A 12,602-nucleotide genomic window follows, 5' to 3' on the forward strand; every position below is an offset into this window, starting at 1 on the left:
GGCGGGCGTCGCTCATTTCCGCTATAATGAAATCATGACGATCGGGATTACCGGACCCGGACGCAAGGTACCAAGGCAAAGTGCCGTGGCCAGGCTCATCGTTGCGGCCATCGTCATTGGGACTTCCCTCATCCTGCTCGCGCTCGCGAGCGACCTCCTGGTCGGCTGGCTGTGGTTTTCCTCGATCGGCTACCTGCAGGTTTTTGCGACGACAATCGGCGCCGAGGCCGCCGTCTTTCTTGCCGTCTGGACGGCAACCGCCGTCATCCTTTGGTTGAACGGATGGCTCGCACTGCGTTTTGCCCGACGAGGGTCGACGCAGCCTGTCGCCGCTCCGGCGCAAAGCGCCGCGGGCAACGTGCAACCGGATCTGCTTGCGCTCGTGCGCGATCAACTGCCGTTGCCCCGGTTGATCGCAGGCGGTGCAGCTTTGCTCGCTCTTCTTGTGGCGGCGGAGGAAGCCGGCAACTGGGGCGTCTTCCTGCGATTTATCTATCAGGTACCCTACGGCGCAGACGATCCGCTCTACAACAAGGACATCGGCTTCTACCTCTTCTCGCTGCCCGCCTATATCGTCATCAGGAACTGGATGATGCTCGCGCTCGTTCTGAGCGGGCTTTTCGCCGCGGCTGTCTACTGGCTGCATGGCGACATCGAATACGACGTTCGCCGCCGGTCAATATCGCCGGCGGCGATCGCTCATGGTTCCGCTCTGCTTGGTTTCATCTTCGCGGTAAAAGCCTGGTCCTACGTTCTCGACCGCTATCTGCTGCTCTATGGCGACAATAGCGTCGTCGTCGGCGCAAGTTACACCGACGTGCATGTGGGGCTGCCGGCGTTGTGGCTGATGATCGGAATTTCGATCATCGCGGCGCTTGCCGCCTGGGCGAACGTCCGGGTTCGCACCTATCGGCTCCCGGCCGTGGCGATCGTGCTCGTCGGCGTCGGCATGTTCGTGCTGTCCGCCGTCGTCCCTTGGCTATACAGGCAGTTCGTCGTCAAACCGAGCGAGTTGGAGCTGGAGAGGCCCTATATCGAACACAACATCGCGCTCACCCGGCAGGCATATAATCTCGATCAGATTGCAACCAAGCCGTTTGCTGCCGAGCAGAAGCTTACCCCAGAGGTGCTCGAAGCCAACAAGGCGACAATTGAAAATATCAGGCTGTGGGACTGGCTGCCGCTGTCGGATACCTACGCGCAACTGCAGGAAATCCGCACCTATTACAAATTCCATGACCTCGACGTTGATCGCTACTGGCTCGATGGCTCCTACCAGAGCGTGATGCTCTCGGCCCGCGAACTGCGGTCCTCCCTGTTGCCGCCGAACGCCCAGACCTGGGTCAATCGCCACGTGCTGTTCACCCACGGCAATGGCGCGGTGATGAGCCCGGTCACACGCAAGAGTGCCGAAGGACTGCCGCTGTTCTATCTGCGGGATATTCCTCCCGTCGCAGACGTCGGTCCCAGGATCGACGAGCCGCGCATCTACTTCGGCGAGCAGACCGACGACTACGTCATCGTCAAGGGCAGCACGCCGGAGTTCGATTATCCGAAGGGGAAAGAGAACGCCTATGCGGCCTATGGCGGCGCCGGCGGCATCCCGATCGGGGGAATGGCCGCGAGAACGCTGTTTGCTTACTATTTCAACGACCCGAACCTGATTCTTTCAAGCTACATCACGACCGACAGCCGGATCATGATCCGGCGCAACATCCAGACGCGGGTGAGCACGATCGCTCCGTTCCTCAAGCTCGATCACGATCCTTATCTGGTCGTCAGCAATGGGCGCATGTTCTGGATGCAGGACGCCTACACGACGAACTCCTATTTCCCGTATGCAGAGCCGGCACAGGGGCTCGATCTCAACTACATCCGCAATTCGGTGAAGGTTGTCGTTGATGCCTATAACGGGACCGTCGACTTCTATCTGGTTGATTCCGGCGACCCGGTTGCGGCGACCTACCAGCGCATCTTTCCGAGCCTGTTCAAGCCGTTCACGACGATGCCGCCGGACTTGCGGAAGCACGTTCGCTATCCGGAAGACCTGTTCCTGATTCAGGCCCGGCTGTACCAGACCTACCACATGGAGGCGGCCGACGTTTTCTACAACCGCGAGGATCTCTGGCAATTCCCGCGTCAGCCGGGCGGCGACGGCATCTCGACGATGACCCCCTATTACATCATCATGCGGCTGCCCGGCGAACCGCAGGCCGAATTCTTCCTCATGCTGCCCATGGTGCCGAGCCGCCGCGACAACATGATCGCGTGGCTCGCCGCGCGCTGCGACGCACCCGACTACGGCAAATTGATCGTCTACGAATTCCCCAAGGAGAAGCTCGTCTACGGGCCGTTCCAGATCGAGGCCCGGATCAATCAGAGTACGGAGATTTCGCAACAGCTCACGCTGTGGAATCAGATGGGCTCGCGGGTGATCCGCGGTGCCAATTTGCTTGCGATTCCGATCGAGAACTCGATCCTTTACATATCGCCGCTCTATCTGCGAGCGCAGCAAGGACACCTGCCGGAGCTCAAGCGCGTGATCGCAGCTTATGGTGAGCGTGTCGTGATGAAGGAGACGCTCGCCGAGGCCTTGGCCGCCCTGTTCACGGAATCCGGTCCGGCGCCGGTCACCCCGAGCAGGATGGAAGAGGCGCCCCTGACAGGCCCGACGGCAAATCAGTCCAGGGAGGCGCTTGATCGCTACAACCAGGCAGTGGAGCGATTGAAGGCAGGAGATTGGAAGGGTTTCGGCACGCAATTCGATGCCATGCGCGAACTCCTGGAGGACATGAACCGGCGCCCCGTCGACCGATGATGCCTCGGGCTTTCCGCATCGTTGGCCGAGGCACCTATGTGCGCGGACGCGTGCCTCAACTGTGTGCCGTTAAGAATTGCGGCTGTCGCGCCATTTCGATACAGAGCGTCGACGCACTGATCAGGCGGACCGAAGCCATCCTTCCGCGGTCAAAGCTTCCAGCACAGTGAAATAGTCCTTGTTCGGATCCTGGTTGGACCCCGTTCCGACGTCGTCGCCGCCCGATTTGATTCCGTGCATCAGATCGTTGAGATGTCCGGTAAGTACCGAGCCGATCGCATGAACGGCTTCGTGACGATCGAGCCCCTCGGACATCAGTCGCTGCGCCGTGCGTCGCACCGGCAGCTCGGCATCAGCCATCTGGTTCTCGACGATGACGTGAACGACAGCGTGCAATCTCTGCCGCGGGAGGCGAATCCGGGCACGTCGATGATACCCCAGCACAGCATCGATCCGTTCTTGTTCGTCCAGCGCAAGCCACTGATCCGGATGTGGCTCCAAGAATGGATCATACCGCCAAGTCGCGCCTAACTCTTGCTCAAGCGCTGATCGGGAATCTTCCCGCGTCTGCGGATCAACTCGGTGCAGTCCGGATGACGGCTCGCTCCGGCTCCGCGGGTTGAGACAGCACTTCTTGAACTTCTTGCCGCTGCCGCAGGGGCAGAGGTCGTTTCGTCCAACTTTGTACGAATTCACTATCGCGAGCACCCGCGACAAAACCGCGTTGAAAGATTCTCCTCCGAGGGAGGAGGCAATATGGACAGGGTGGTTAGCGGAGCAATCCCGGGCCACGACGTGGCGCAGCAGCCACGGGGCGGTTTCGTTCAACGCCTCAGTTCACCAAGACCTAATTCCCTCCACAGCCAACCGAAGTCGTAACTGGCCATTGCGCTGTTGTCATCGCCGGATTTGGCCGTCATGTTCTCCATCATCTTGAGCCATTCGACGACTTTAACTCGTCCGTCGTCGGTCTTGACTGCTGCACGTGGCGTCAGTCCTCCGAGCACGGCAACCGGCTCATCGAGGACGCTGCGGTAGTGCCGGTCCATTTGACCATGGATGATCGCAAATTGCTCCTCCTCGGAGATATCGACCGCCTGGGGCTCGCCGGCGTCGCGCGATGCCATTATTTGCTCGACAGTTTCGGTCTTGATCGAAGGTTCGCCGACCCGCGAGCCGAGTATCCTGGACAGCAGCGCATCGCCGCGGTCGGAGCGCTGCCGGGAGTTCGTGCTGAGTACAACCGCCTTGTCCTCCAGCTTCACATCGCCGAGCACGAGTGCGCCGTCGTCGCGCCAGGTTTCGAAGTTCAATGACCGCCCCGGCTGTTCGCCGGCACCCGCCGCCGCCGGTTTTTCCCCGGTGATCCAGTTCCAGGTTATCATGTCCGCTGTGCAAAATTCGGCATGGGCGTGTAGTACAGTGCGAATGTCATTGCTGGTTGTGCCGGCTGCAAGAGGGTAGCGCACTTCGCACAGAACCAGCTCATCCCCTTCGGAGTTTCGCCAATCGGGGATCGACGGCTCTCGAATCCGATCGATCAGATCGACGAGCCAAAAGGTCGTGAACAGCGAACCGCTTGTGCGTGCCATCTCGGTCGGAGACAGATCGGCGATCGCCTCGTCGTCGACATCTTCTCCGAGAGCGTCTTTCGCAAATCTTCGTCTTTGATCCTTGCCGAGCTTTTCGAAGGCATCCCAGGCTTCGAGGATATCTTCCGCTGTGCCGTGTTCGAACACTAGCACGCCGCCGCCTACCTGCATTTTGCTGCCGACCTGAACGACGCGCGCCGCGATGCGGTCCCACGGCTTGAGGCTGCGGGTCGCGCTCCGCTCGCTGATCAGGACCGGTTCGCCGCCTCGGATGAGATCCCGTGCGTGAAACGACGTGCCGGGGACGATGTCGCTCACCTCATAGAGGCTCATTGTCGAACTTCGCAGCGCCGCCATGTAGGTGCGAACCGATGCAGTCTCCTTCCAGCCGCGCCGTTTCAGATAGTCGTCGATGGCATTCTCGCCGTCGCCGAATTCGCAGGTCAGGAAGTCCTCGAACGCACAGGCCCACACCGTGCTCATGAACAGGTCTTCACCGATGGTCGAAACGATATCCTCCATCCCGAGACCGGTTTCGTCGCAGGCGGGCAATACATGGTCTGCAAGGATCTCGTCGAAACGATCGGCCCAGGGGCCGCGCATCGACCATTGGATCAGGCGTTCGAGTGTGTGTTTGCCGGCCATATTCCCGCTCGCGTCATGAAGATTGTTCGTCGCAACGCGCAGGCAGTCTATCAGGCATACGCTGGCGGTTCGACCCGGAACCGGATCCGCCACGGGAATTCACCAGGTTTCTCGCGGCTGCCCGCGGTAGCCTGGCGAATGAGGCGGACGACGCAGGGCAGTCGTGCATGCTCGAAAATTAGACCGCGGCTTCAATCGTGTAGGAGCTTGCAGCCTTCTGAATTACGGTGGCATTGCTGGACTGCGCTCAACTCCATAGCGCACTCAGCTCCCAGGCTTTGGATGTGGCCTCATTCACCTGCCAGGTACTCGCGCGACTGTATCGCTCTCAAGCCGCCTCGTAAGGCGCGATCTTCTTGATCTGTGGTGCGAGTACGTCTTCGGCTGTTTCGAGATCGAATCGAGCCTGCATGTTCATCCAGAATGCAGCGCCAGTCTTGAAGAATTTGCCGAGCCGCAGCGCGGTGTCGGCCGTGACGGGCTTTTCTTCGCGCGCAATGCGCTCGATCCGGGTGCGCGGTACGTTCAGGGCGGCCGCGACCGCGTAGGGCGTCAGCTTGAGCGGAGCGAGAAATTCTTCACGCAGGATTTCGCCGGGATGAATTGGCGGTAATTTCTTTGCCATCTGCGAACTCCTTTGGTTGGCCACAGGCGGCCGGTCTAGTGATAGTCTATGATCTCGACGTCTTCGGGACCTGCATCCGTCCATCTGAACACGATCCGCCATTGATCGTTGATACGAATCGAGTGCTTGCCCGCCAAATCGCCCTTAAGAGCTTCAAGGCGGTTGCCGGGAGGCGATTTCAAAGCATCGAGAAAGTCGGCGGCGTCCACCATGATCAGCTTTCGGCGCGCGACCTTTGCGATATCTGCCGGAAAACCCTTCGGGGCCATGCGGCCCTGAAGGATCAACTCGGCAAACTTCCCCTTGAAGCTCTTGATCATGACAATACGTATCTCGTCGAGATACGTATTGCAAGGCCTTAGTATCTCGATGAGATGCTAAGGCGAGTGGCGCGTTTTGTGGCAGGCGTGACGGACGAAGCAGTACAAAATTCCACCGTCAATCCCCTTTCGCAAAAATATTCCACTTCGCCGAAATTCGGATTTATCGTATGTGTCGACCGTCCCGGCCCGGCAAAAGGGCGGTCGTACGTCGTCACGAACGCGGGCTGGGTTGCGGTGGACGCGGGCGTGCGCGGACGCGTGCCTCAAGGGTGTGCCGTTAGGAATTATGGCGCAATTTCGATAGTATGAGAGCTCGCGGTTTTAGTCTGGCTGGCGCCATTTCTCTGGGCCCGGCGGGCTTCAACAGATTGATTGTTTCGTCCAAAGGATTGTGCCTGTGGCACTAGCCATCAACATCCGCGCCGACAACAGTTCTGCAACCGAGATCGAACGGCTGTGGGACCAGGTTGCTGCCTTTGAGGTCGAGCCGTCGATGCGCGCCCTCGGCTACCGACCGCATTTCACTTTTGCGATCTACGATTCCCCTTCGATCAGCGAGCAGACTGCATGGGATGCCATGCTGACGGCCGTCACCGGCGAGGCGCAACTGCGTATCGAATTCAGACAAATTCGTTGGTTCGAAGGTTCGCCTCTCGTCCTCTGGGCCGACCCAGCGTCCAATGGGGCCCTGACCCGCATCCACAGCGCCATCAGTGCAGCAATTGATCCGGCGCATTGTCGCCCTCATTATCGGCCCGGAGCATGGACGCCACACTGCACGCTCGGCACGCGCATCGCCGACGAACGGCACGATGACGCCATTGCCTTTGCACGGTCATACGACGGCAGGATCGAAGTGCTGTTCGATGTGGTGGATTGCGTCGCCTTTCCGCCGGTGCGAATTATATCCGAGCGGAGATTGCCATCGTAGTCGGTCGTCAATCGGGGTGATGTGTTTCGCGAGAGCTCAGCCCATCCTACGTACTAAGCGGCGCTTCGGACCTGATCCGCTGCAGGCGCGCCATCTCGCGACTGCGCGGCTGTCGGGCAAAACAGCCGAAACAGGATGTCAACCCCGTCCTCCAAAAACATTCCACTTTACCGAAATTCGGATTTGTCGTATGTGTCGGCCATCCCAGCCCGGCAAAAGGGGCGGTCGTACGTCGTCACGAACGCGGGCTGGGTTGCGGTGGACGCGGGCGGCGTTAAAGGCGGTCGGTAGCGTGCAGGGCGAGATGAACCTCGTGAGCGCGCTACGGACCGCGAAGACGGACGGCGCCCAAGCTTTGCGGAGCCTTTGACGGAGCAGGGCCGCGCCCTGCGAAGCCTCTTGGCGAAGCAGGGTTAGCTCGCGTACGGCGAAACCGTGTGGTCCTGGCCGTCGTTGCTACGGTCAAGCCTTGGCGAAGGCGTCAATCGCGTCAACCGGCGCGGTGCCGCGCATTTCGCGAAGGCGAGGGAGGCCAGAACGAACTCGGCTCCCGGGAGAGCACGGCATAGGCCGTCAAACCATCGCGCAGGGAAGGCCGGGTTTCGGCGGCCCTGTGTCTCCCCTGTGCATTGCGTGTGCATCTGTTCAGCGCAGGGGTCTTAATGGGTGCCAGCCGGCGCCCGGTCTTCCCTGCGCCCTTTCTTTCGAGGGGGTGTGACGCGAAGCACAGCTCGGGCAAATCATGCCGCGAGAACGCGAGTGCGCGCCCGGGCCTCACGCCCGGACCTCCCATGCGAGCATGATGCATCGGCATCCGCGGAGGTGGTCGTTGTCCCGAAAATCTGCCTCTATGCGCCCCGACGTGCCTCCGAAGCTGCTGCCGGGCCTTTGGAGGTTTTGGCAATTGCATGCGGAGCGACGATATGAGCGGTTTGGTGATCTCTGGCGGCCGGGTGGTGGATCCGGCGAGCGGGATGGATGCCATCGGTGATGTGGCGGTGGTGGACGGCAAGATCGCCGCCGTCGGCGCCTCGCTCGGCGGCGCCGAGCGGGTGATCGACGCCACCGGCCTCGTGGTTGCGCCCGGCTTCATCGACCTGCACGCGCACGGCCAGTCGATCCCGGCGGATCGCATGCAGGCGTTCGACGGGGTGACGACGACGCTCGATCTCGAGGCGGGCGTGCTTCCGGTCGGGTCCTGGTATGAGCGCCAGGCCCGGAAGGGACGCGTGCTGAACTACGGCGCCGCCACCAACTGGGCCTTTGCGCGCATCGGCGCGATGACGGGCTCCAATGCGGAAAGCTCGCTGGAGGCGTTCGGCAACGCCATGCGCGACCGCCGCTGGATGGACAACGTCGCGACCGACGCCGAGGTCGCCGGCATCCTCGATCGCCTCGCGCGCGGCCTCAACGAAGGCGGTATCGGCATCGGCATCTTGAACGCCTACGCGCCGGGCGCCGGCGTGCAGGAGCTGACCGCGGTCTGCCAGCTTGCAGCCGCCAAGGACGTGCCGACCTTCACCCACGTCGCCTACATGTCGCGCATCGATCCCGAGAGCGCGGCGGAGGCCTATATCCGCCTGATCGGCTATGCCGGCGCCACCGGCGCTCACATGCACATCTGCCATTTCAACTCGTCGAGCAAGACCGATATCGAGCGCTGCCGCGTGCTGGTCGAGAAGGCGCAGGCGCAGGGCCTGCCCATTACGGTCGAGGCCTATCCTTACGGCACCGGCTCGACCGTGCTGGCCGCGGCCTTCTTCAGCGATCCCCAATTCGTCGAACGCAACGGCACCGGTTACGATTCCGTGCAGCGCGTGACCGACGGCTATCGCTTCCATGACCGCGAGGAGCTGCTCAAGGCGCAGGCCGAAGAGCCGTCCTCGCTGGTGCTCTGGCACATCCTCGACACCGAGAACAATTCGCATCACCGCGACCTGCTCGACATGTCGGTGCTCTATCCCGGCGGCGCCATCGCCTCCGATGCGATGCCGTGGACGCTGTCGGACGGCACCACCTATACCGGCGACGCCTGGCCGCTGCCTGATGATGCGACGTCGCATCCGCGCTCGGCCGGCTGCTTCACAAAGTTCATCCGCGAATGGGTGCGTGAACGCAAAACGGTCTCGCTGCTGGAAGGCGTGCGCAAATGCGCGCTGATCCCGGCGGAGATCCTGTCGCAGAGCACGCCCGCGATGCGCGCCAAGGGCCGGCTCGCGAAGGGCGCCGATGCCGACATCGTCGTGTTCGACTACGAGAAGCTCAGCGACCGCGCGACATTCACGGCGATGAACCGTCCATCCGAGGGCGTGCGGCATCTCGTCGTCAGCGGCCAGGTGCTGATCAGCGACGGCGTGCTGGACGTGGCGGCGCGGCCGGGCAAACCCGTGCGCCGCCCCGTCGTCGAGAGCTGACCCATGCCGGTCCCCATTCTCCTGGTCACGGGCTTTCTGGGGGCGGGCAAGACCACGGTCGTCAACCATCTGCTGGCGCATGCGGAGGGGCGGCGCATCGCCGCCGTCGTCAACGATTTCGGCGCGATCAACATCGATGCGGAGCTGATCGCGGGCGCGAGCGACGGCGTGGTGAGCCTTGCCAATGGCTGCATCTGCTGCTCGCTCGAAGGCGACCTGCTCCGCACGCTCGCGACGCTGCTGCGCCGTGATCCGAAGCCGGACACCATCGTCATCGAGACCAGCGGCGTCGCCGATCCCTCCGACATCGTGCGCAACCTGAATGGACCCGGTGATCCTGCGCGAGGCGCCGCTGGAAACCGTGCTCTGCGTGATGGACGCGGGCACACCGCCGTCGGCCTTCGATGACGCGCTGGTGCGCGCGCAGCTGCGCGTCGCCGATATCGTGGCGCTCAGCAAGCTGGATCTGGCGGACGAGGGCGCAGGTGCCCGGATGCGTGAGGCCATCCGCGCGCTGCGCGTCCCCGCCGTGGTCGTCGATGCGCAGCACGGCGAGATTCCGTCCGCGCTGTTGTTTCCCGCAACCGTCGATCGCGCGCCAGCGGCACGCGAGCCGGGGCCGCGGCGGCCGGCAGAGGAGCGCTTCGAGACGCTGAGCTGGACCTCGGATCAGCCGATCTCGCTGCCGCGCTTGCAGCAGGCCATCGGCCGGCTCGCGCCAAAGCTCGCCCGCGCCAAGGGCCTGTTCGAGACCATCGAGCAGCCCGGCCGCCTGACGGTGTTCCAGTTCGCCGGCGGCCGCGCGACACTGGCGCCGGGTGAAGCGCCGACGCCAGGCGCGCCGCGGACCCGGATCGTCTTCATCGCCGAGCTCGGGGTGCTCTCGAAGGCCGAGCTCGACGGGATCATGGCGGGGTGCGTTGCGAGTGGGTGAGATGAGGCGGTAGGATGGATTGCAGTCACAGGGATCAGCTTGGCATGTCGTCCAAAAGCGCACCCGCACCCGCAGACGCCGCTTCGCGCCGCGCCGCCAAGCCGACGATCGTCTATCCGGCCGGCACGATGCCCGGGCCCGACCTGGCCGCGCTCGAGCAAGCTCGCCGCACGATGGTCAAGACGCACGAGCTCACCGTGCCGCCACGCGATGCCAGAACATTTCGCGTGGCGCGCGGCCAGTTCTTCCGCATCGTCAGCATCGATGGCCCTCAGGTCGGCGACCTCAATCTCTGGAATGCAGAGGATCTCTCCGAGCGCTTCTTCAGCGGCAAGACGCGGGCGCTCCATGGCACGCATGTCGGCATCGGGGACCGGCTCTGGAGCAATATGCCCTACCTTCGGCCGATGGCGACCATCAGTCACGACACGCTCGGCTGGTACGGCTTCGATGAGGACGGCGCCGGCATTCATGATGTCATCGGCACGCGCTGCGATCCCTATACAAATCTCCTGTTGAACGGCACGGCTTACGATTTCTGCTGCCATTCCAACCTGTCCCGCGCGCTTGCCGCCGAGCTCGAGATGGAGCCACGCGCGATCGAGCATCATGTCCACGACGTGCTCAACGTCTTCATGTGCACCGGCTTCACCAAGGACACGCACCAATATTTCATGAAGGCAAGTCCGGTCCGTCCCGGCGACTTCATCGAGTTTCTCGCGGAGATCGACCTGCTCGGCGCGTTGTCGGCCTGTCCCGGTGGAGACTGTAGCGCAACCCATTCCAGCGATGCCGCGGCATGCCATGCGCTCAAGATCGAGATCTTCGAGCCGGATCGAGCGACACTGAAGGACTGGAGCTGGCCGTCGCCAAGTGCGTATCACCGTCGCCACGGTGGGCATGCGCAAAGCTGAGCTTCAATCCTCCACCGGCAATCCGTTGCCGTGCACATACCAATCCGCGCGGGACGTCCATTGCACGTGCCGGTCGGGCGTCGCGCCCAGCGGCTCGTCGAACGCGCCGGCATGGATGATCGCTTCGCGTCCGCTGCGCGTCAGATGCGGCATCGGGCTGCCGCAGCTCTTGCAGAACGCGGTCGCAAAGCTCCGTGCATTGGGCAGGTCGAAGCGCGCGACGGATGTTTCCCCGCGCAGCCAGCGCAGCGCCCCCGCCTTCACGATCACCTCGCAGGCATGCGCGGTCCCGGTCGCCTTGCGGCAGCGCGAGCAATGGCAGTTGAGGAAGCGATCGAACGGGCCCTCGACCTCGAACGCGACCTCGCCGCACAGGCAGCTTCCCCGGAACGCAGCCATGTCACTCCCCCTCCGGCTCGGCCGGCTTCCCGGCCGCCTCCTCGGCGTGAACCGGCGGAGCGCCGTGCGCGCCGCGCAGCCGGATCATGGTGTCGATCACGTCGACTTCGATCTTCAGCATGTCGAGATCGCGCGTCATCTCGCGCACCTCCTGGCCCTTGCGCGCCAGCTCCTCGGAGACGTCGACCGCCATCTTGCGCTCGGTGACGTTGCCCGGCGTGTTGACGAACAGCTTTGCGCGCATCCATTCCAGCCGCGCCCGATGGGTGTCGCGCTCGAATTTCTTCTCCGCGTAGCGGCGCCGCGCTTCCGCATAGGCGCCGACCAGCGCGGTTTCCGGCAGGCTCCACAATTGCTCGACCGACATGGTCATGCGGTTCAGGTCCCGGGTTCGGCTCGGCGGAGGTTTGCTCCGCAGCCTATCAGACCCTTCCGGCCGGCAATTCTCAAGAGGGGGCGGGCAACTCCGCGCCCGGCAAATTCACGCGAATTGTGCGAGGCCGTGGCCGACGGACCAGTTCTCCCTGGGGGCATCGAGCACGTTCACGAACACGTCTTCGGGCCGGATGCCCGGGTTCTCGCCGAGCAGGTCCGCGATCCGGCGGTACAGCGCCTTCTTCTGCTCCGCGGTGCGCGAGGCGAACACGGTGATCTGGATCAGCACGGCGTTCTCGCTTCGCGCGACGCCGTAGGCGTTGCCGCAGCGGAAGTTCGCGGGGGCATGCTCGCTGATGGTCATGAACTCGTCGCCCTCGGGCACGTTCAGCGCCTCGCGCATGGCGCGATAGAGGCCGTCGAGGATCGCCTGCCGGTAGGCGTCGGGCTTTCCGGCGCGCATCGAGATGTGAAGCAGAGGCATGAGCTGGTCCCTGTGCATGCGGGCCGACCGGCCAGGGCGCATGATGCGCGCCGGCGGTCCGGCTCATTGACGAAACGGGCTATCAATCCCAATTGGTTTTTGACACGATGTCGAGAAAACATGTTCTTGACACCGTGTCAAATACTTT

Annotated in this window: 11 protein-coding genes and 1 pseudogene; 5 read left to right on the forward strand and 7 right to left on the reverse strand. The window is 62.9% G+C overall.

What is annotated here, in order from left to right; genetic code table 11:
• Positions 1–34 precede the first annotated feature (34 nt).
• On the forward strand, positions 35–2,818 hold the full coding sequence (locus BM118_RS29880; RefSeq protein ID WP_092190027.1) for a UPF0182 family membrane protein: 2,784 nt from the start codon (positions 35–37) through the stop codon (positions 2,816–2,818).
• A gap of 120 nt (positions 2,819–2,938) precedes the next feature.
• Here BM118_RS29880 and BM118_RS42470 read toward each other — a convergent pair whose 3' ends face one another.
• The 4 genes from BM118_RS42470 to BM118_RS29905 all read right to left on the reverse strand — a co-directional run bounded on the left by BM118_RS42470 (position 2,939) and on the right by BM118_RS29905 (position 6,000).
• Positions 2,939–3,646: an SEC-C metal-binding domain-containing protein gene (locus BM118_RS42470; protein ID WP_244550271.1), complete on the reverse strand. Its 708-nt coding sequence runs from the start codon at positions 3,644–3,646 to the stop codon at positions 2,939–2,941.
• Complete coding sequence (locus BM118_RS29895) at positions 3,643–5,055, reverse strand: DUF7986 domain-containing protein (protein WP_092190029.1); 1,413 nt, start codon at positions 5,053–5,055, stop codon at positions 3,643–3,645. Before BM118_RS29895 ends, BM118_RS42470 begins: the two co-directional genes overlap by 4 nt.
• A 328-nt stretch (positions 5,056–5,383) precedes the next feature.
• Positions 5,384–5,680, reverse strand: coding sequence for a HigA family addiction module antitoxin (locus BM118_RS29900; protein WP_092190031.1), 297 nt, complete (start codon positions 5,678–5,680; stop codon positions 5,384–5,386).
• A 35-nt stretch (positions 5,681–5,715) separates the two neighbouring features.
• Positions 5,716–6,000, reverse strand: a complete 285-nt coding sequence (locus BM118_RS29905; RefSeq protein WP_092190033.1) for a type II toxin-antitoxin system RelE/ParE family toxin — start codon at positions 5,998–6,000, stop codon at positions 5,716–5,718.
• 400 nt (positions 6,001–6,400) lie between these two features.
• Between BM118_RS29905 and BM118_RS29910 the strand changes: the two genes are divergently transcribed.
• The 4 genes and pseudogenes from BM118_RS29910 (at position 6,401) to BM118_RS29925 (ending at position 11,196) form a co-directional block, all read left to right on the forward strand.
• The gene (locus tag BM118_RS29910) at positions 6,401–6,934 is read left to right on the forward strand and encodes a 2'-5' RNA ligase family protein (protein WP_092190035.1); all 534 of its coding nucleotides are present in this window, start codon (positions 6,401–6,403) and stop codon (positions 6,932–6,934) included.
• 908 nt (positions 6,935–7,842) lie between these two features.
• Positions 7,843–9,348: an amidohydrolase family protein gene (locus BM118_RS29915; protein WP_244550272.1), complete on the forward strand. Its 1,506-nt coding sequence runs from the start codon at positions 7,843–7,845 to the stop codon at positions 9,346–9,348.
• A gap of 3 nt (positions 9,349–9,351) precedes the next feature.
• A pseudogene (locus BM118_RS29920) lies at positions 9,352–10,282 on the forward strand (CobW family GTP-binding protein).
• A 44-nt stretch (positions 10,283–10,326) separates the two neighbouring features.
• On the forward strand, positions 10,327–11,196 hold the full coding sequence (locus BM118_RS29925) for an urea carboxylase-associated family protein (protein ID WP_244550273.1): 870 nt from the start codon (positions 10,327–10,329) through the stop codon (positions 11,194–11,196).
• Between the two features lie 3 nt (positions 11,197–11,199).
• Here BM118_RS29925 and BM118_RS29930 read toward each other — a convergent pair whose 3' ends face one another.
• From BM118_RS29930 to BM118_RS29940, 3 genes are all read right to left on the reverse strand, one after another.
• A complete protein-coding gene (locus BM118_RS29930; protein ID WP_092190039.1) occupies positions 11,200–11,595 on the reverse strand; it encodes a GFA family protein in 396 nt (131 codons plus the stop codon).
• A 1-nt stretch (position 11,596) separates the two neighbouring features.
• Entirely contained in the window at positions 11,597–11,968 is a 372-nt protein-coding gene (locus tag BM118_RS29935; RefSeq protein ID WP_092190041.1) for a hypothetical protein, read from the reverse strand.
• A gap of 108 nt (positions 11,969–12,076) precedes the next feature.
• A complete protein-coding gene (locus tag BM118_RS29940; RefSeq protein ID WP_092190043.1) occupies positions 12,077–12,454 on the reverse strand; it encodes a tautomerase family protein in 378 nt (125 codons plus the stop codon).
• Between the last annotated feature and the right edge of the window lie 148 nt (positions 12,455–12,602).

This window comes from Bradyrhizobium sp. cf659, assembly GCF_900113725.1.
Lineage (GTDB): Bacteria > Pseudomonadota > Alphaproteobacteria > Rhizobiales > Xanthobacteraceae > Bradyrhizobium.